This window comes from Streptomyces sp. NPDC033174, from assembly GCF_055577795.1.
Genome location: NZ_JBVIPQ010000006.1, coordinates 465,160 through 483,969 on the forward strand (window position 1 = coordinate 465,160; position 18,810 = coordinate 483,969).

General features: G+C 72.8%; 19 protein-coding genes. 11 read left to right on the forward strand and 8 right to left on the reverse strand.

What is annotated here, in order from left to right; genetic code table 11:
• Positions 1-15 precede the first annotated feature (15 nt).
• Complete coding sequence (locus tag ACZ5VC_RS21915; protein ID WP_469121690.1) at positions 16-909, reverse strand: helix-turn-helix domain-containing protein; 894 nt, start codon at positions 907-909, stop codon at positions 16-18.
• A 113-nt stretch (positions 910-1,022) separates the two neighbouring features.
• Here ACZ5VC_RS21915 and ACZ5VC_RS21920 point away from each other — a divergent pair, with 113 nt between their 5' ends.
• On the forward strand, positions 1,023-2,519 hold the full coding sequence (locus tag ACZ5VC_RS21920; RefSeq protein ID WP_469121691.1) for an alpha/beta hydrolase: 1,497 nt from the start codon (positions 1,023-1,025) through the stop codon (positions 2,517-2,519).
• Positions 2,520-3,039: 520 nt separating this feature from the next.
• Here the strand turns inward: ACZ5VC_RS21920 and ACZ5VC_RS21925 are convergent.
• A complete protein-coding gene (locus ACZ5VC_RS21925) occupies positions 3,040-3,729 on the reverse strand; it encodes a copper homeostasis protein CutC (RefSeq protein WP_469121692.1) in 690 nt (229 codons plus the stop codon).
• Between the two features lie 88 nt (positions 3,730-3,817).
• Positions 3,818-4,756, reverse strand: coding sequence for a hypothetical protein (locus ACZ5VC_RS21930; RefSeq protein ID WP_469121693.1), 939 nt, complete (start codon positions 4,754-4,756; stop codon positions 3,818-3,820).
• A gap of 198 nt (positions 4,757-4,954) precedes the next feature.
• Here ACZ5VC_RS21930 and ACZ5VC_RS21935 point away from each other — a divergent pair, with 198 nt between their 5' ends.
• The 3 genes from ACZ5VC_RS21935 to ACZ5VC_RS21945 all read left to right on the forward strand — a co-directional run bounded on the left by ACZ5VC_RS21935 (position 4,955) and on the right by ACZ5VC_RS21945 (position 7,962).
• Positions 4,955-5,245, forward strand: a complete 291-nt coding sequence (locus ACZ5VC_RS21935) for a cation transporter (protein WP_468711964.1) — start codon at positions 4,955-4,957, stop codon at positions 5,243-5,245.
• 88 nt (positions 5,246-5,333) lie between these two features.
• A complete protein-coding gene (locus ACZ5VC_RS21940; protein ID WP_469121694.1) occupies positions 5,334-7,655 on the forward strand; it encodes a heavy metal translocating P-type ATPase in 2,322 nt (773 codons plus the stop codon).
• A 25-nt stretch (positions 7,656-7,680) separates the two neighbouring features.
• Positions 7,681-7,962: a metal-sensitive transcriptional regulator gene (locus tag ACZ5VC_RS21945; protein WP_468711962.1), complete on the forward strand. Its 282-nt coding sequence runs from the start codon at positions 7,681-7,683 to the stop codon at positions 7,960-7,962.
• A gap of 31 nt (positions 7,963-7,993) precedes the next feature.
• Here the strand turns inward: ACZ5VC_RS21945 and ACZ5VC_RS21950 are convergent, their stop codons facing one another.
• On the reverse strand, positions 7,994-8,170 hold the full coding sequence (locus tag ACZ5VC_RS21950; RefSeq protein WP_469121695.1) for a hypothetical protein: 177 nt from the start codon (positions 8,168-8,170) through the stop codon (positions 7,994-7,996).
• 109 nt (positions 8,171-8,279) lie between these two features.
• Here ACZ5VC_RS21950 and ACZ5VC_RS21955 point away from each other — a divergent pair, with 109 nt between their 5' ends.
• The 7 genes from ACZ5VC_RS21955 to ACZ5VC_RS21985 all read left to right on the forward strand — a co-directional run bounded on the left by ACZ5VC_RS21955 (position 8,280) and on the right by ACZ5VC_RS21985 (position 14,285).
• Positions 8,280-8,696 (forward strand): BlaI/MecI/CopY family transcriptional regulator, encoded by a 417-nt coding sequence (locus ACZ5VC_RS21955; RefSeq protein WP_469121696.1) that lies wholly within the window; start codon positions 8,280-8,282, stop codon positions 8,694-8,696.
• Positions 8,693-9,604, forward strand: a complete 912-nt coding sequence (locus ACZ5VC_RS21960) for a M56 family metallopeptidase (RefSeq protein WP_469121697.1) — start codon at positions 8,693-8,695, stop codon at positions 9,602-9,604. The genes ACZ5VC_RS21955 and ACZ5VC_RS21960 overlap by 4 nt, the downstream gene beginning before the upstream one ends.
• Positions 9,605-9,770: 166 nt before the next feature.
• Positions 9,771-10,250 (forward strand): GNAT family N-acetyltransferase, encoded by a 480-nt coding sequence (locus ACZ5VC_RS21965; protein ID WP_469121698.1) that lies wholly within the window; start codon positions 9,771-9,773, stop codon positions 10,248-10,250.
• A gap of 207 nt (positions 10,251-10,457) precedes the next feature.
• Positions 10,458-11,357, forward strand: coding sequence for an SAM-dependent methyltransferase (locus tag ACZ5VC_RS21970; RefSeq protein ID WP_469121699.1), 900 nt, complete (start codon positions 10,458-10,460; stop codon positions 11,355-11,357).
• A 155-nt stretch (positions 11,358-11,512) separates the two neighbouring features.
• Positions 11,513-11,941, forward strand: a complete 429-nt coding sequence (locus ACZ5VC_RS21975; protein WP_469121700.1) for a Fur family transcriptional regulator — start codon at positions 11,513-11,515, stop codon at positions 11,939-11,941.
• A 156-nt stretch (positions 11,942-12,097) separates the two neighbouring features.
• Positions 12,098-13,129, forward strand: a complete 1,032-nt coding sequence (locus ACZ5VC_RS21980; protein ID WP_469121701.1) for a LuxR C-terminal-related transcriptional regulator — start codon at positions 12,098-12,100, stop codon at positions 13,127-13,129.
• Positions 13,130-13,229: 100 nt separating this feature from the next.
• Entirely contained in the window at positions 13,230-14,285 is a 1,056-nt protein-coding gene (locus ACZ5VC_RS21985) for a helix-turn-helix transcriptional regulator (protein WP_469121702.1), read from the forward strand.
• A 161-nt stretch (positions 14,286-14,446) separates the two neighbouring features.
• Here ACZ5VC_RS21985 and ACZ5VC_RS21990 read toward each other — a convergent pair whose 3' ends face one another.
• The 4 genes from ACZ5VC_RS21990 to ACZ5VC_RS22005 all read right to left on the reverse strand — a co-directional run bounded on the left by ACZ5VC_RS21990 (position 14,447) and on the right by ACZ5VC_RS22005 (position 18,676).
• The gene (locus tag ACZ5VC_RS21990; protein WP_469121703.1) at positions 14,447-14,638 is read right to left on the reverse strand and encodes a hypothetical protein; all 192 of its coding nucleotides are present in this window, start codon (positions 14,636-14,638) and stop codon (positions 14,447-14,449) included.
• Between the two features lie 187 nt (positions 14,639-14,825).
• The gene (gene mshA, locus ACZ5VC_RS21995; RefSeq protein WP_469121743.1) at positions 14,826-16,142 is read right to left on the reverse strand and encodes a D-inositol-3-phosphate glycosyltransferase; all 1,317 of its coding nucleotides are present in this window, start codon (positions 16,140-16,142) and stop codon (positions 14,826-14,828) included.
• Between the two features lie 190 nt (positions 16,143-16,332).
• Positions 16,333-17,922 (reverse strand): class I tRNA ligase family protein, encoded by a 1,590-nt coding sequence (locus ACZ5VC_RS22000; protein ID WP_469121704.1) that lies wholly within the window; start codon positions 17,920-17,922, stop codon positions 16,333-16,335.
• A gap of 31 nt (positions 17,923-17,953) precedes the next feature.
• Positions 17,954-18,676, reverse strand: coding sequence for an SDR family oxidoreductase (locus ACZ5VC_RS22005; protein WP_468711951.1), 723 nt, complete (start codon positions 18,674-18,676; stop codon positions 17,954-17,956).
• Between the last annotated feature and the right edge of the window lie 134 nt (positions 18,677-18,810).

Below are 18,810 nucleotides of genomic sequence, written 5' to 3' on the forward strand. Positions count from 1 at the left end.
CCCCCGCCCCGCTCCTCACTTCTCCAGGGCCGCGCAGAGCCAGTCGTGGGTGGATCCCGGGGTCGGCGCCGGGGGGCCCGACGGCGGGGCGGTCAGCTCGGCGGTGAGCTGCCAGTAGCGGTCGATCCGGGGGTCCGCCGCGAGCTGGCCGCTGAGCACGCGGCGGAAGGCGGGAGTGTCCCGCGTGCCGCGTGATCGGGCGTAGGCGGAGACGAAGCAGTCCAGCGCCTCGCCCGCGCGCGGTGCCCGCTCGGCCCGCATCTCCGCCGCCGCCAGCGCGTACGCCTCCGCGAGACCGTCGTAGAGCACGGCCGGACGGTAGCCCTCGTCGGGCCGGTGGACCGCGGGCTGGCAGGGGTCGGATCCGCCGCAACCGCCGGAGGTGAGGGCGTGCAGCCGGGCGAAGGCCAGTACCTGCGCCGGGGTCGGATCCGCGGGCGGCTGCGGAACCGCCGCTTCGACGACCGCGGCGGCCACCCGGGCCGGGAGCCGCGCGGGCAGCCACCGCCGCCAGAAGCGCGCGAGCGAGTCCGTGCTGGGCGGGGTGGAGATGGAACCGATCAGACGCAGCCGGTCGGCGCGTTCCTCGGCGGTGCAGTCCTGGAGGAGTCGGAGGGCGGCCTCCCGCCAGCGCAGTGCGGCCATCTTCGAACCGAGCTCCCGCAGTTGTCCCGCGATGACGCCCTCCAGCGCGTCCTCCCGCTCGAGGACCCGGCCCACCTCCGGGACCGGCAGGTCCAGGGTGCGCAGTGAGCGGATCAGGCGGAGCCGGTCGAGTGCCTCCGGGCCGTACCGGCGGTGGCCCCCGGCACTGCGGGCGGCCTCCGGCAGCAGACCGCGGTCGGAGTAGAAGCGGACGGTCTTGATGGTGACGCCCGCGTGCTCGGCGAGCTCTCCGATGCTCCACATGCCGTCAGGAAACACGACTTGAACCTCCCTCAGGGGGAGTTCCTACGGTACGCGAGAGCGCGGACGGCCCCCCGGGGCCGGTCGGGCGGACCAGGGCATACGAGGAGGCGTTCATGACGACGTTCGTGTTGGTGTCGGACGGCTGCACCGGCGGCTGGATCTGGCGGGACGTGGCCGCGCGGCTGCGGGAGGCGGGAGCCGAGGCGCACCCGGCGACGCTCACGGGCATGGGTGACCGCCGCCATCTGGCGGGGCCGGACACGGACCTGGACACGCACATCGAGGATCTGGTGCGGCTGATCGACCATGTGGACGCGCCGGAGGTGGTGATCGTCGGGCACGGCATCGGCATCCACCCGGTGCTGGGCGCCGCCGACCGGCGCCCGGACCGGATCGCCCGGATCGTCTACCTCGACGCGGGTCTGCCGCAGGACGGCGAGTCGGTACTCGACCTGATGCCGGACCCCGCGGTGCGCGACCGGGTCGTCCAGGGGGCCGAGGACGGCTGGCGGGTTCCCCCGCCGGCGCCCGACGAATGGCCGGCCCGGGGCAGCCTGGCGGGCGTCTCCGAGGAGGCGCTGGCCCGCCTGGTCCGTCTCGCCGCACCCCAGCCGCTGGGCACGCTCACCCAGCCACTGCGGCTGTCGGGGGCGGCCGCCGAGGTGCCGACGACCGGCATCCTGTGCACCGCCAACGGGTCGAGCATCGGCGTCGTCGAGGCCGTGGCGGCCCTGGGCGACCCTCGCTTCAAGGGGCTCACCGATCCGCGCGTGGGCTTCTTCGAACTTCCCACCGGGCACTGGCCGATGCTCTCCGTCCCCGGTGAACTGGCCGACGTACTGCTCCGGGCCGCCGCGGGAGAGGGGCGCCGGCTGACCGTCACGAGCGAACAGCCCCCGCATCTTCGGCCCTTCCTCCTGGACGTTCCGGACATGCCTCGCGAACGCGTGGGAGGGGTCGACCTCCATCTGCCCGAGGCCGACGGGCCCCGTCCGGCGGTGGTCTTCGTCCACGGCGGTCCCGTCCCGGCCGAGGCGCGGCCCACGCCCCGCGACTGGCCGGCCTTCGTCGGCTACGGCCGGTACGCGGCGAGCCAGGGGGCGGTCGGCGTGACGCTGGACCACCCGCTGCACGGACTGGGTGACTACGGCCGCGCGGCCGACTTCATCGCCGAAGCGGTGGAGCTCGTACGCGCCGATCCGCGCGTCGACCCGGACCGCGTCGCCCTGTGGTTCTTCTCCGGTGGCGGCATCCTGTCGGCGGACTGGCTCGCGACGCCCCCGGCGTGGCTGCGGTGCGTGGCCGCGACCTACCCCATCCTCGCTCCGCTCGCGAACTGGGGGCTTTCGGACTCGCGGTTCCGGCCCGCGGCCGCGCTGAGGACATCGGGGCGCCTGCCGGTCGTACTGACCCGGGTGGGGCTGGAGCACGCGGAGATCGCGGCGACGGTGGAGGAGTTCCTGACCGCCGCGAAGGAGTGCGGGGCCGGGGTCGAGGTGATCGACGTGCCGAACGGCCACCACGGGTTCGAGACGGTGGACCACCCCGAGGAGGCCCGCGAGGCCGTGGAACACGCGGTCCGCTCGGTCCTGGGACACCTGACGGCCTGAGCCGTCCCGCCCCCGACCCCTGCCCCGGCCGTACGCCGATGGGGCGGGAGGCGTTCGGGCGGGAGGGGGCCGCCGGGCCGGGTCCGGGGCGAACACGCGCTCACGCGCAGGGCGGTCGATCGGCCGACTCGGGGGCGTGCGCCCGCGGCCGGCGCGACCGGTCCACGACGGCCCGGCCCCGTGCCCGGGTCCGGCTCGGGGTCTTGGCCCCGGCCCGGCTCCGGGCCCTTGCGCCAGGATCCGGCTCCCAGTCTTGGCCCGGGTCCCGCTCGGACGGGCGAGAGACGTTGGCGTCCGGCCCAGCGCCCGGGTCCGGCTCGGGGTCTTGGCCCGGGTCCCGCTCGGAGGGGCGAGAGACGTTGGCGTCCGGCCCCGTGCCCGGGTCCGGCTCGGGGTCTTGGCCCCGGCCCGGCTCCGGGCCCTTGCGCCATGATCCGGCTCCCAGTCTTGGCCCGGGTCCCGCTCGGACGGGCGAGAGACGTTGGCGTCCGGCCCCGTGCCCGGGCCGACGCCCGGAGGCTCAGGCGTCCAGCGCCCTGCGCCAGGTGCGGACCGCCTCCGGGTCCACCGGGGACGACCAGCCCTTCGGCCGGGCCGCGCCGCCGATGTGGAAGGCGGTGAGGCCGGCCGCCCGGAGCGTGGGCACGTGGGGGAGGTGCAGGCCGCCGCCCACCAGGATCTGCGGTTCGTAGCCGGGCTCGTCGTGGCGGGCCGCCTCGGCGATCAGGGTGGGCAGGCCGTCCTCGACGCCGTCCGGGGAGCCCGCCGTGAGGTAGGTGTCCAGGCCCGGCAGGTCCGCGAGCTGCTTGCGCAGGGCGTCGCGGTCGGCCGCGCGGTCGATCGCCCGGTGGAAGGTCCAGCGGCAGCCGTCGAGTTCGGCGACTAGACGCTCGACCGTCACGAGGTCGGGCGAGCCGTCCGGCGCCAGGAAGCCGAGGACGAACTCGTCGGCGCCCGCCGCGCGCAGCGCACGGGCCGCCTCCACCAGGGCGTCGACATCACCCGCCGCGAAGCCGTCCGCCAGTCTGAGCATCACGCGCAGGGGGATGTCCACCGCGGCGCGGATCGACGCGAAGGTCTCCACGGACGGGGTGAGCCCGTCGGCCGCCATGTCGGTGACCAGTTCGAGGCGGTCCGCCCCGCCGGTCTGGGCCGCGACCGCGTCCTCCGCGTCGAGGGCGATCACCTCCAGCACTGCACGGTTGCTCATTGAGCCCATTCCTCCATGGAGACGGCCGAGGATCGGCCACAGGGTCCGGCCCGCAGGCCGAAGCTACAGGTCTAGTCCAATGACCAGCCTACGCGTGCGAGTGGCCTCCCGCACCGCTCCCCTGCCCGGCCGCGCCGTCCCCATGCCCGCCCGCGTGCACGGTGAAGGCCGCAGTCCGCACCTTCCCCTCGTGCTGGAAGTCCAGGAACAGCCGGTACGCGCCCGCGCTCGGCGCCGTCGCAGTGAAGGAGACGTCGGGGCCGGGGCCGCCGGGGTTGGGGTGGACGTGCAGGTAGGCGAGGTCTCCCTCGCGCAGGGCGACGAGATGCCCGTACGCCCCCAGGTACGGCTCCAGGTCCGTCACCGGCTTGCCGCCCCGGCTGACTGTGAGCTTCAGCCCGCCCGGCCTCCCGGGGTCCAGCGTCCCGCCGAGGGCGACCTGGTAGCCCTCCACGGTCGCCGTCGGCGCGGCGGCCGGCAGCGGCTGGGGCGCGTACGCACCCGGGACCGAGAGGTCCGCGCCGAGCGTGACGCCCTTCGCGCCCTTGGCGGCGGGCGTGAAGTCGGCGAACACCTTGTACGCGCCCGCGGCGGGCAGGTCGACCGGCGTCGACCAGGTCCCGTCGGCAGCCCGCACCGGGTGGAGGTGGCGATAGACCGTGAGATCCCGCGAGGCGACGATGAAGTGCAGCTCCTTGCCGTGCGCGGTCTTGTACGCGGTGACCTTGCGGCCGCCGCCGTCCTTGACCGAGAACGTCAGCACGCCCCGGTTCGCGATCTTCGGCGTGTCCAGGGCGAGCGTGTAACCGCCCTCCGAGACCTGGAGCCCTCCGGCCGCCGGCGCCTGGGCCGCCTCGTCGTGCCCGCCGTGCCCGCCTCCGGCGTCCGGCTCCGCCGCCGCGTGGTCCGCGTGCGCCGGCCTCTTCGGTTCGTCCACGGGCCCTACGCCCTTTCCGACCCCGTACGCGGTCCCGAAGGTCGCGGCGAGCGCGGCGGCGAAGGCGGTGATCTTCACTCCGGTGTTCATGACTGCTCTCCCGTCCAGCGATCCAATGCACCTCACCATACCCCTGGGGGGTATCAAGTCAAGTCGAGGGAGACGCTTGCGCCCCATACGGGCGGGGGGTATACATGGTCTCAGCCGGATACCCCCCGAGGGTATTGGCCGGTACCGGTCCTCACGGGCCGTGTCCCTCCCGCGTGTCCCTACCAACGAGGAGGACCCATGTCGTCCTGCTGTACTCCCGAGGGCAGCTGCCACACCAGCGCCGACGCGTCCACGACCGCCGTCGCCGTCGCCGAAGGCACCGCCACCACCTACCGCGTGTCCGGCATGACCTGCGGACACTGCAAGACCGCCGTCACCACTTCGGTGAGCGAGCTCGCCGGGGTCATCTCGGTCGACGTCGACGTGGCCGGCGGCCTGGTCACCGTGACCACCGGCGGCGAGCCCGACGACGCCGCGATCGCCGCCGCCGTGGACGACGCCGGCTACGAGCTGACCGGCCGCGTCTGACCAGCGGAAAAGCCCCACCTGGCCGCCGGGGCCCGTCCCGTACAGCCCGGGCCCCGGCCCCCACTCCCGCCCGAACGAGGAGCAGGAAATGACGACCACCACCTCCGGCGCCGCCCAGGTCGAACTCGCCATCGGCGGCATGACCTGCGCCTCGTGCGCGGCCCGTATCGAGAAGAAGCTCAACCGCATGGACGGCGTCGAGGCCACCGTCAACTACGCCACCGAGAAGGCCCGGGTCACCTTCGCCGACGACATCTCCGTCGAGGACCTGATCGCGACCGTCGAGGCCACGGGCTACACCGCCCAGGAGCCCCGGCCTGAGCGCACCGGGAGCGACGGCGACGGCGAGGCCGGCGGTGCCGAGAAGGCCGACGAGGAGCTGCGCCCGCTGCGGCAGCGGCTGGTCACGGCGGCCGCGCTCGCCGTGCCCGTCATCGCGATGGCCATGGTCCCGGCCCTCCAGATCGAGTACTGGCAGTGGCTCTCGCTCACCCTGGCCGCCCCGGTCGTCACCTACGCCGCCTGGCCCTTCCACCGCGCCGCCTGGACGAACGCCCGGCACGGCGCGGCCACCATGGACACCCTGATCTCGGTCGGCACGATCGCCGCGTTCCTCTGGTCGCTGTGGGCGCTGTTCTTCGGGACCGCCGGTACGCCCGGCATGACGCACCCCTTCGAGTTCACGATCGCCCGCACCGACGGCGCCGGGAACATCTACCTGGAGGCCGCGGCCGGCGTCACCGCCTTCATCCTCGCCGGGCGCTACTTCGAGGCCCGCTCCAAGCGCAAGGCCGGTGCCGCGCTCAAGGCGCTCCTGGAGCTGGGCGCCAAGGAGGTCACCGTCCTGCGATACGAGGAGGGGGAGCGCGAAGCGCTCTCGGTCGAGGGTAGTGGCGGGCGACGGGCGGGCGGCCGCGAAGTCACCGTCCCCACCGCCGACCTGCAGGTCGGCGACCGCTTCCTGGTCCGGCCCGGCGAGAAGATCGCCACCGACGGCACGGTCGTGGAGGGCTCTTCCGCCGTGGACGCGTCCATGCTCACCGGCGAGTCCGTGCCGGTCGAGGTGTCCGTCGGCGACACCGTCACCGGCGCGACCCTGAACGCCGGCGGCCGGCTGGTCGTCGAGGCCACCCGCGTCGGCGCCGACACCCAGCTCGCCCGTATGGCCAAGCTGGTCGAGGACGCCCAGAACGGAAAGGCCGCCGCCCAGCGCCTCGCCGACAGGATCTCCGCCGTGTTCGTGCCGGTCGTCATCGGCCTGGCGCTGGCCACGCTCGGCTTCTGGCTCGGCTCCGGATCCGGCCTGACGGCCGCGTTCACCGCCGCCGTCGCCGTCCTGATCATCGCCTGCCCCTGCGCCCTCGGGCTCGCCACGCCGACCGCCCTCATGGTCGGCACCGGCCGCGGTGCCCAGCTCGGCATCCTGATCAAGGGCCCCGAGGTCCTGGAGACCACGCGCAAGGTCGACACCATCGTCCTGGACAAGACCGGCACGGTCACGACCGGCCGGATGACCCTGCTCAAGGTGCACACCGCCGACTCCACCGAGGAGAGCGAAGTCCTGCGGCTGGCGGGGGCGTTGGAGCACTCCTCCGAGCACCCGATCGCCCGGGCCGTCGCCACCGGCGCCGCGGCCCAGGTCGGGGCGCTGCCCACCCCCGAGGACTTCGCCAACGTCCCCGGCCTCGGCGTCCAGGGCGTCGTCGACGGGCACGCCGTCCTCGTCGGCCGCGAGAAGCTGCTGACCGAGTGGGCCATGGAGCTGCCCGCCGCACTGAGGGCGGCGAAGGACGACGCCGAGAAGGCCGGCCGGACCGCCATCGCGGTGGCCTGGGACGGCGAGGCCCGCGCGGTCCTGGAGGTCGCCGACGCGGTCAAGGAGACCAGCGCCGAGGCGATCCGTCGGCTGCGCGCCCTCGGCCTGACGCCGATCCTGCTGACCGGTGACAACAAGGCGGTCGCCGAGTCCGTCGCCGCCGAGGTCGGCATCGACGAGGTCATCGCCGAGGTCATGCCGCAGGACAAGGTCGATGTCGTCAAGAGGCTCCAGGCCGAGGGCCGCAGCGTCGCCATGGTCGGCGACGGCGTCAACGACGCCGCCGCGCTCGCCCAGGCCGATCTGGGCCTGGCGATGGGCACCGGCACGGACGCCGCGATCGAGGCCGGCGACCTGACCCTCGTACGGGGAGACCTGCGGGCCGCGGCCGACGCGATCCGGCTCTCCCGCAGGACGCTCGGCACCATCCGCTCGAACCTCTTCTGGGCCTTCGCCTACAACGTGGCCGCCCTGCCGCTCGCCGCGGCCGGACTGCTCAACCCGATGATCGCCGGAGCGGCCATGGCCTTCTCCTCCGTCTTCGTCGTCGGCAACAGCCTGCGCCTGCGCGGCTTCCGAGCCGCCGACAACTGACCCTCACCACCCCGGGGAGACCGCCGTGGCCGGTTACGTACAGCACAAGGAAGACATCATCAGGCGCCTCAGGCGCATCGAGGGCCAGGTCCGTGGCGTCCAGCGGATGGTCGACGAGGACGTCTACTGCATCGACGTCCTCACCCAGGTCTCCGCGATCAACGCCGCGCTCCAGTCCTGCGCGGTGGCCCTGCTGGACGAGCACCTCAGCTGCTGCGTCACGGAGGCCATCGCGCAGGGCGGGGACCAGGCACGGGTCAAGGTCGGCGAGGCGTCGAAGGCCATCGCCCGGCTGATCAGGACGTAGACCCCCGCTCCGCGCCACTCCCACGCACCACTCAACCGCCCTTGCGCGAAGGACAGTCGGCGGAGAGCCGGACGCTCAGACGCAGACAGAGTCCGAGCACCCGGCTCAGGAGCACCAGCTCCGCCGAACCGGGCAGACCCGGCCCGCAGACCTTCGCGCAAGGGCGGTTTCGCATGGCCGGAAGGAGTTCCCGCGTGAGGGTCGCCATCGAGCCATTCTACCCCTGGGGGGTATATCGGGGCCGACGGGGCGGCCCGTACGATGAGCCGCCCGCAGGGGCGAGAGCCCGAGGGGGACGGGGGCCGAGGGGGATGCGCGTGCGCCGGCTGGGAGAGCTCGAGGCCGAGATCATGGACCGCTTGTGGCTGTGGCAACGGCCCGCCACCGTCCGCGAGATCGTCGACGACATCAATCTGGGGCGCCGGGTCGCCTACACCACCGTGATGACCGTGGCCGACATCCTGCACCGCAAGGGCTGGCTGCGCCGCGAGAAATCCGGCCGCGCCTGGCTGTACGAGACGGTCCGCAGCCGTGAGGAGTACACGGCGGCGCTGATGCAGGACGCCCTCGGCGACAGCCAGGACCGCAGGGCCGCGCTGCTGCAGTTCGTGGAGCGGATGTCGCACGAGGACGTCGAGGCGCTGGACGCCGCCCTGCGGGCCGCCCGCCGCGCCCAGCCGGGCGGTCCCGTCACCCCAGCCCCCGCCCGCGACAGGCCCGGGGGCGAGCGGTGAACCACCACATCCTTCCGCCGCTCGGACTCGCCCTGGCCAGCGGCATGATGATCCCCTGGATGCTGATCCGGGCCCGTTGGGCCCAGCAGGTGCCGCGCCTGGCGCTCGCCGTCTGGGCGGCGAGCGGCGCGATCTTCGCCTGCTCGGCGGCGATGCTCCCGGCCCAACTGCTGCTGCCCGGCAGGAGCAGCCACCGTCTCGCCGACATGATCCTCACCCTCAGCCTCCCTTCCGTGAACCGGCTGACGCATCCGTCGGGCCGCGAGGGCCTGGCCGCGGCCACCGCGCTGGCGGTCCTCGCGCTGCCGGTCGCCGGTTTCGTACGGGAAGTGCTGCGGGCGCGCCGGGCCCGCTCCCGGCACGCGGGGCTGCTGCGCCTGGTGGGCCGGTACGATCCGCGGCTGCGCGCGACCGTCCTGGAGGACGCGCGGCCCGCCGTCTACTGCCTGCCGGGCCGATCGCGCCGGGTCGTGGTCTCGTCGGCGGCTCTGGACACGCTGACAGCACCCCAGTTGGACGCCGCGCTCGCCCATGAGCGGGCGCACATCGCGGGCCGTCACCATCTGCTGGTCGCGGCGGCCGGGGCGTACGCCACCGTGTTCCCCCGGCTGCCGCTGGCCCGGCACGGCGGCAGGGCCGTACCGCTGCTCCTGGAGATGGCCGCCGACGACCGTGCGCTGCGCCGGTGTTCGCGGGACGCGCTGGCCACGGCGCTGTACGCGCTGGCGGCGGGGCAGGCGCCCCGCAGGGCGTTCGCGGCGGGCGGGCCGTCGGCGGCCCTTCGGATGCGGCGCATCCTGACTCCCTCGTCCGCCGGACACCCGGTGCTGCGCGGCCTGTTCACCGTGGGCGCGGCGGCGGGCGCGGTCGCACCGCTGATCGTGGCTTGTTGTTCGATACCTGGCTGAGGTATCCCGACATCCCGGCATCCGCCACGAAGAAGCGACCGACTCGCGTCAACTCCTTGAATTACTAAGCGAATTCGTAGACTTCACATTGGGTCCGTCGCGTCGAATTCCCCGCTACTGTGTGCCTGTGGGCGCGCAGGACCGGCACGGCGAGAGGTACGAATCAATGCGGCTGGCTGACGTGCGAACGGCAGCTCCCGGCGACGCCACGGCGATATCCAGGCTCCTCGCCGACGGCATTCGGGACAGCTACGGCGAAATACTCGGCGAAATCCCCGCCGGCCGCCTGGTGTCCACGCAATGCGCACTGCCCCGTATAAGGGCGGAAATTGAAATTCCGGGCGGCGCGCCCGGCTGGCTCGGCTGGCTCGTCGCCACCGACGCGGAGGGCACGATCGTCGGCGTGGCGGCGGGCGGCGTCCCCGTCTCCGACGAGGGCGAGATCTACGCCCTGTGCACGGCTCCCGCCCGCCGCCGCGAGGGCATCGGCACGGCGCTGCTCGCCGCCGTGACAGACCGGATGCGGGCGCACGGCGCGACCGCCCAGCGCATCAGCCTCCCCGTCGAGCGGGACCCGGCCCTCCCCTTCCTCACCCACCACGCCTTCGCCGCCCTCACTCCGACCCGCCTCACCCGCCCGCTCTGACCGGCCGGCCCACCGGCCCCGCTCGGGCCCGCCCTGCGCTCCCTCGTCCTCCCGAGGCGCTGGCATATCCACGCCATCGCGTGTTCACGCAGCCCCTTTCGCTGGCCCGGGGCGCCCGCCGCAGGACACGATCTCCTCAGCGGCGCGGCCCCGGCGGCACGGGAGCCCGCCCGGACGGCACGGACCGAGCGAGCCCCTGGAGGAGCGATGCACACACCGAGCGGCACTTCCCTGCCCGTCGTGCCCGCAGCGCTCGCCCCGGTCCTGCCGTCCCGATACGGCACCGGCGCCGGTACGCCCCCGGGCGCCGGGACCGGGATGCGCGTCACGCCGGACACCCTGCCCGGTCTGGAGTCCGTCTCCCCCGTCGACGAGGACTCGGTCTGGCTCCATGACGCACTGCTCGGCCCGCACAGCGCGGACATCGTCCGCTATCTGAGCCTTGCGCGGACCACCGGCGGCCCGGTCCTCGACCTCGGCTCGGGTGCGGGCCGGCTCGCCGTGCCCTTCGCCCGGCACGGCTTCACCGTCGAGGCCGTCGACCGCGACGCCACCAGCCTGGAGCGGCTCCGGGGCTGGGCGCGGCGGATCGGACCGCAGGTCGCCGGGCTGGTGGTCGCCACCCGTGCCGATCTCGCGGAGCTGCGCCTCCGGCGCACCTACCGGCTGGCCCTGCTGGCCGGCACGATGGTGGCGGCCGTCCCCCCTGGGGCCCGGCCGGGGCTGCTCCGCGAGATCGCCGCCCATCTGGAGACCGGGGGCGCGCTCGCCCTCGACTACACGGCGCACCTGCTGCCGGGCCTGGCCGAGGAACCTCGGCGCAGCTGGGCGTTCCCGGTGCCCCGGTTCGACGGGGTCGAGGAGTGGGTGGTGGCCCGGCAGGACTTCGACCTGCCGACCATGAGCGAGCGGATCACCTACTACGCGGCCCGCACCGGCAAGCGCGGCACCGAGCGGGTGGTGCTCACCACGGACAAGTGGATCATCGATCCGGAACGGCTGACAGCCGAGCTGCACTCGGCGGGCCTGCACATCGAGGGCCGCCGCCGGCACCGGATCGACGAGCGGACCGAGAGCGTCCTGCTGGTCTGCAGGGCCGACGACTGATCCCCCCACGGGACCCCGCCCCCGGGCCCGCGCCCGTGCGCCGGAGCCCCTCCATCCTGGTCGGCCAAGAGGTACGATGCCCACAAAAGTTTGGGCCGACCAGATGGAACCGGGTGGCCCACCAGAGGGCAGATGGTGGCGGAGGAATGGCTGTCGTGGATGAGCCGACGGGCCGCGAAGCGGTGATCCAGCGCCTCCGTGACGTGGGCCTGCGCGTCACGGGGCCGCGCCTCGAAGTGCTTCAGGTACTGGCCACGGGCGGCCATCTGGACGTCGAGGCGATCACCGCGACCGCCCGCGAGCGGCTCGGCACCCTGACCAGCCAGGCCGTGTACGAAATGCTGCGCCACTTCCTGGAGACGGGCCTGGCCACCAAGTTCGACCGTCCGGGGCTGCCCGCCGTGTTCGAGATCTCGGGCCCGCCCCATCAGCACGCGCTCTGCGTGCGGTGTGGCCGGGTGGAGAACGTCGCGGCGGACGCGCCGAAGCCGCCCCGCAAGGGTCTGACAGGCTGGCAGATGGACGGGGCCGAGGTCGTGTTCAAGGGCATGTGCCCCGACTGCCGTCGCATCGAGGCCGGTTGACGAGTTCCGGCCAGGCGACCGGAAACCATACTTCGAAGTATGTGACCTGCATCACGCGTGCGCATCAACCGGAGCCGTATCGAACTCTCGTATGGCAAGGTCTGGCGGGGCGATTCAACGGGATCCACGCAGGATCCGAGGGGAGTCTGCTGCGCTGTGAGCAGATACGGGACCGGAACGCGAACGGGAAGTGACCAGGGCCTCGCGGTCTACCTCGAACTGCGCGCGCGGCCGGACGCCGCCTTCGACGAGATCGCCGCGGGTCTGGGGCTGACATCGGACGAGCGCGAGCGATGTCGCGACGAACTGATCACCCTGGGCCTGATCGGCGCGGAGAACCACGCGGCCGCCGCCGGACCGGCCGTCGTCGACCCGGACATCGCCCTGATCCAGCTCCTCCAGCGCGAAAGGGACCGGCTGCGGGAGCAGTTGGCCGAGACCAGTCGCGCCCACAGCACGCTGGAGACGCTAGCGGGGCCGTTCCTGCGGGCCGGTGCGACGCCCCGCCCGGAGGTCGAGGTGGAGATCATCGCCGACCCCCACCGCGTACGACGGGAACTGCTGGAGCTCACCGGCACCGTCCGGCGCAGCAGGCAGTCGATGCACACCGGATCCGCACGCCGCGAGGACGCCGACCTCGCGCTGGAGCACGACCGCCGCCAGCTGGAGCGCGGCGTCCGCGTGCGCGCGATGTACAGCCGTCGCAGCAGCGCCGTACCGGAGATGGCCCAGTACCTGCGGGCCAGGTCGGACCTGGGCGTGGACATCCGGCTCTCGCCGGTCGTCCCCATGAACGTCGTCCTCGCCGACGAGAACTTCGCCCTGCTCCCCACCGACCCGGACGATCCCGCGTCCAGCATGATCCTCGCCCGCGGACCCGCACTGGTCCGGTCCTATCTGGCGCTGTACGAGTACTGCTGGCACGCGGCCACCCCGTACGGCGACGAGGAGGCGCCCCCGCGCGGGGGTGACGGCCTGTCCGAGCAGCAGCGGGCCGCCCTGCACATGCTCGCGTCCGGCATCAAGGACGAGAAGATCGCCCGCAATCTGGGCGTTTCCCTGCGCACGGTGAGCCGCCTGCTCTCCGAGGTGATGCAGGAGTTGGGGGCGGCGAGCCGCTTCGAGGCGGGGGTGAAGGCGGCCCGGCTGGGCTGGCTGGACGGGAACACGGGCACGCCCGACGCGTAGGTGACGCGTGTCACATCCAAGATCGGCATCAGGGGGACCCGTTCAGCCGTGTGACAAGGTGAGACGGGGCGACTCGGAAGACGAGGGGGGTCACTTCGCCATGGTCACGACGGGCGGCAAGGTCGTCGGCAGGGATTCCACCGACCTGGTACTGACCCTCTATCAGGCCCTGCGTCAGCGGGGCGTGTCGAGCTTCGAGGCCGTCTGCTCGGAGCTGGGGCTCGCGCCCGAGGAGTACGAGCGATGTCGCACCGAACTGATCTCGCTCGGTCTGATCGCGCCGACGACGGCCACCCACGCCAGTCGCTTCGACCTCCAGGACGTGAGCTGGAAGGCCGACGCCGACACCGTCGCCGTGATCGATCCCGAGATCGCGCTGCTGCGGCTCCTGGAGCGGGAGCGCGAACGGCTGCGCGAGCATCTCGCCGAGGCGGACCGGGCGTACAGCACTCTGGAGACCCTGGCCGGAACCTTCCTGCGCGCCGGATCCCTCGCCCACTCCGAGGTCGATGTCGAGACGCTCACCGACTACCGGCGCATCCAGCAGGTACTGGAGGACATCACCGATGTCATCCAGGGCAGCCTGGTCTCCCTGCACCCCGGCGGGCTCAACCGCCAGATCCCCGAGCGCATGCTGGACCGGGACCGCCGCCAGGTGGAGAACGGGGTACGCGTCCGCGCCGTGTACAGCCGGCAGGACGCCGCCACGCCGGAGGTGGCCGAACTCCTCAGGCGGCGCGTTGAGGTGGGAGTGGAGATTCGTCTCGCCGGCTTCATCCCCATGAACCTGATCATCGCGGACCAGCAGTTCGCGATTCTTCCCATCAGGCCCGACAACCCCGGCGAGGGCGCGGTCCTCGCCCGCGGTCCGGCGCTCGTGCGGTCCTATCTGGCGCTGTACGAGCACTGCTGGCACACCGCCACCCCGTACGGCGACGACGTGGCACCCGATCGGGGCGGAGACGGGCTGTCCGAACAGCAGCGGGCCGCGCTGCAGATGCTGGCCTCCGGAATGAAGGACGAGAAGATCGCCCGGAGTCTGGGCGTCTCGCTTCGGACGGTCAGCCGCATGCTCTCGGAACTGATGCAGGAGCTGGGCGCTTCGAGTCGCTTCGAGGCCGGGGTGCGCGCTGTTCGCCTCGGCTGGATCGAATGATCTCCCGCCCCCGTGCCGGGCCGATCGCCCTCTTGCGAAATGCGGGATTCAGCAGTACGCCCTCAAGGAAAAAATGAAGGCCCCGGGAACGCGTGGCAGCGCGATCCGGGGCCTTCATGAGTGCCGTTGACGCGTCGGTGTGAATTCGGCTCCTGAATACGTCAGTTCGTGGGGGCGGGCGTGACATGGGGCCAGTCGTTGTCGGCGCCGACGGCGACCGCCTGCGGGGAAGCCGAGGCCGCGTCCGGTGCGGTGGCCACCGCCGCACCCGCCGCGACCGCGGTACACAGCAGGAGCGCGGCGGCGAACTGGCGGGTGGTCCTGCGAATTCCGGCGATACGCACAGCAGACATGATTCCTCCAGGAAGTTGGAAAGTGAATTCCGCCTTCTAGGGGCCCGTGCCGCCGGGCTTCCCTCGAAGACATCTCCATTCTTGCCCGCCCCCCGAAACGAATCCAGAGTTCCTCCATGCGTGGACCCGCCATGGCGTGGATGCGACAACGCGGAATTCACAGATCCGCACTTCACCATTCCTTTGGTTAGACCAAAAGAGATGCTAGGCTGGAGTTCCGGCCTTCTCGTTCCTCCAGGAGAGAGGGGCCGGAGGGGCAGGAGCGTGCCGCCGCTCCTGCCCCGCTCGTGTACGCACGCTCACGCCGGGCCGCCAGCGCGTCCCCGTACACCTCCAGCGTCCGCGCCGCCGCCACCTGCCAGCTCATGCCCCGGGCATGGCGCACCGCCGCCTCCCCCATGGTCACGCGCGCCTGCGGATGCTCCGCGAACCACCGCAGCCGGCGCGCGTACTCCACCGGGTCGTGCCCGCGCACCAGCATCCCCGTCACCCCGTCCCGTACGGCCGTCGGCAGACCACCGACGGCCGCCGCCAGGACCGGAGTTCCACAGGCCTGCGCCTCCAGCGCGACCAGCCCGAACGACTCGCTGCGCGACGGCACCACCAGGACGTCCGCCGCGCGGTACCAGTCCGCCAGCCGCGACTGCGGTACGGGAGGGCAGAGCCGCAGCACATCCATGACGCCCAGCTCCCGCGCCAACTCCTCCCAGCCGCTTCGCCGCCCCGCCCCCGAGTGCCCGCCCACCACGGGCACGAGCAGCCGCCCGCGCAGCCGGGGAGCCGTGCGAAGCAGCTCCGCGACGGCGCCCACCAGCACATCGGGGCCCTTCAGCGGCTGGATGCGGCCCGCGTACAAGGGGATGAAGGCGTCGGCCGGCAGCCCGAGCCGGGCCCGCGCCACCGCCCGCCCCTCCCCCACTGCGAAGGTGCGCAGATCGACGCCCGGCCGGACCACCTCGGTCCGGCGGGGAGCGGCGCCGTACAGCGTCCGCAACGCCCGGGCCTCGTCGGCCGTGTTGGCGATCAGCCGGTCGGCGCTGCCGATGACCTGGTGCTCGCCGCGGATCCGCAGCTCGGGCTCGGGGGTGTCGCCGTCGGCGAGGGCCGCGTTCTTCACCCGGGCCAGGGTGTGCGCGGTGTGCACGAGCGGTATCCGCCAGCCCGTGGAGGCGATCCGCCCGGCCTGCCCGGAGAGCCAGTAGTGCGAGTGGACCAGGTCGTAGCGCCGGTCCGCCTTGAGCAGCGCCAGCGAGAACGGCACCACCAGGCGGGGCATGGCCTCCTTGGGGAGTGCCTCGCGCGGGCCCGCGTGCAGATGGCGGACCCGCACGCCGGGGGCGAGGTCCACCCGGGGCGGGTGGCCTTCGCCACGGCAGCGGGTGAACAGATCGACCTCGGCGCCCTGTTCGGCGAGGGCGCGGGAGAGTTCGACCATGTAGACGTTCATGCCGCCCGCGTCCCCGGTACCGGGCTGGTGCAGCGGCGAGGTGTGGACGCTGAGCATGGCGACGCGCAGGGACACGTGGAGCTCCTACGGACGGGCCACGTGTCCCCGCGCCGCCGGATGGCTGTGCCGACGACGCACGGCCACGCGGCGGGTGGGGGTTGTGCCGGGATTCAGGAAGCGGGGAGCGGCGGTCAGGGGGTGGGGATCAGGCCGAGGGGATCAGGCAGTCGGGATCAGGCAGTGGGGTTCAGAAACCGAAGACGGGTCCGGACGGGGGTGCTAGCCGGGTTCCCGGGGCGGGTGCGGTCAGCGCCGCCGCGGACACCGGGCGGCCCGGTTCGCCCCTGAGCGCCGCCGCCAGCCGGTCCGCGCCCTCCGGCATCACCGGCCGCGCCCAGGCGCTGAGCGCCGAGGCCACCGCCAACTGCGCCGCCAGCGCCGGAAGATGCCGGCAGGCGGTGGTCGGACGGCACACCTCGTGGGCGTTGACGTGACCGAAGTCGGCCACCGAACGGACCATCTCGTCGAGCACGGCGACGGCCCGGCGCGGATCGAACGCATCGGGGCCGTACGCCTCCCGAAGGTCCTCCACGCCCCGCAGCAACCGCCGCTCCAGCACGTCCCAGCCGGTGCCACCGGGCACCGCCGCCGGAACGAGGCCGGCGCACTCCTCACGCACGGACGCGAAGAGGCGGGACAGCCAGCTGTTCCAGTTCTCGTCCAGCTCCTGGCGGGCGGCTGCCAGCCTGTCCACGTGGAAGGCGGTCCGCCGGCCCAGCGGACGGGCTTGCAGGACATGGCGCCGCAGCGTGTCGGAGCCGTACTCGGTGAGCAGGTCCAGCGCCCACAGCTTGTGGCGGGAGACGGAGTCGGCACCGGTGGTGATGGTCCGGTCGTCGATGACGTACGACTCGTTCACGCAGAAGTCCTGCGGCAGCTTGATGCCCTGCGCGAGGAGCAGCACCGGCAGCAGCACGGCGTGGCAGAAGACATGGCCGAAGCCGCAGAAGTGGATGGCCCGCTCGGGCAGCGACCGGTCCTCGCCGTAGCCGAACAGATGCATCGCCGCGGCTTCGAAGCAGCCGTCGATCCGGTGTTCGGGGAAGCCGTCGACCGGGACCGCGAGGCCCCAGTCGGCCGGGTGCGTCACCGCGATGTCCGGCAGGCCGTCCTCGACCAGCGACTCGCACAGCGCGGCGAGGCGCGGCGGGAGGCCGGTGGCGTCCCAGTACTCCGCGAGGGCGTCCCGGAACGGCTCCAGTGGGACATACAGGCGACGGCAGCGCTTGGGCAGCGCCGGGGTGTCGCACAGCACGCAGCGCGGATGGACGAGGTCGCCGCCGTCGTTGGGCCGGGCGCACTCGTGGCACATTCCGCCGTCGCTGAGGGCACCGCAGTGCGGGCAGGAGCCGGTGACGTGCGCGCCGTACAGCCAGCGCTCGCACGGCTCGCAGTACGGCAGCAGCCGGGTCCGGGCGGCGATGACGCCCTCCGCGTACAGCCGCTGGAAGAGGTCCTGCACCCAGCGGCCGTAGCCGCGGTCCTGGCGCGGCCGCACGATGTGGTCGAACGCGACACCGGAGCGCAGCCAGTCCGCGGCGATCGCCGCCCGGTAGCCCTCGGCGACCTCCTCCGGCTTGCGCCCGGCGCGCAGCGCGCGCACCTCGACCGAGCTCGCGTGGTCGGCGGTACCGGTGGTGAACAGCACCGCCTCGCCCTCGGCGCGCAGATAGCGGCAGAGGACGTCGGCGGCGACGTACGGTCCGGCGAGATGACCGATGTGGAGTTCGCCGTGGGTGGCGGGTGGGGTCGCGGTGATCCAGACAGGGGTGCTCATGGGACCTCCTTGACGCTGTCGTGCGGGGTGCTCAGCGAGGTTCGAAATGGAAGGAGCGGATGAAGCAGTCGCGCGGCTGCTCGACCGCGTAGACAATGCATTCGAAGAGCGCCTGGGTGGTGAGTTTCTCGTCGGGCGCCGCGCCCTCCCATTCCGCGAATCGCGGATCGGAGGTGGAGAAGTCCGGCGGATAGAGCGAGAACACCCGGACACCGGACGGGCGCAGCCGCCGGGAGAGAATGTCGGCGAATCCGGCCTGGGCACTCTTCGCCGTCCAGAACGCCTCGTGCGCGGCGGACGCGGAGGAGCCCTCGGCGTCCCGCACGGCCACCATGTTCACGATGTCGGGGCGCTGCGACGACCTGAGCAGCGGCAGGAAGTGCTTGACCATGAGGACCGTGCCACCGGCCGTCGACTCGATCGTCTCCACGATCTCGTCGTCCGACGCCGCCTCCAGGTCCATCCCGTCGAGCCAGCGCGCACCATTGTTGACCAGCAGGTCCACCCGGTCGGTGTGCTCGCCGACCCGGCGGGCGAACTCCCTGATCTCGGCCGGCCGGCTCAGGTCGCAGCCGAAGGCGTGGATACGGTCGCGTGCGGAGCCCATCACTTCGGTACGGGTGCGCTCGGCGGCCTCGACCGTACGGGCCGACACATAGACCTCGGCCCCGAGATGGGCGAATCCGATGGCGAGCGCGCGGCCGAAATAGCGGGAGGCGCCGGTCACCACGACCCGCATGTTCTCGAATGTCATCCTCGTCTGGTCTCCCCACTGGGACGCGAATGCGGTCGAATTCCCGCCGTGGCCTTCGGAATTGAGGGCGGCGGTGATGCGACTTCAGCGTGACAGAGGGAAGAAGGGAACGGCCCGGTGAGAGACCTGCGCAT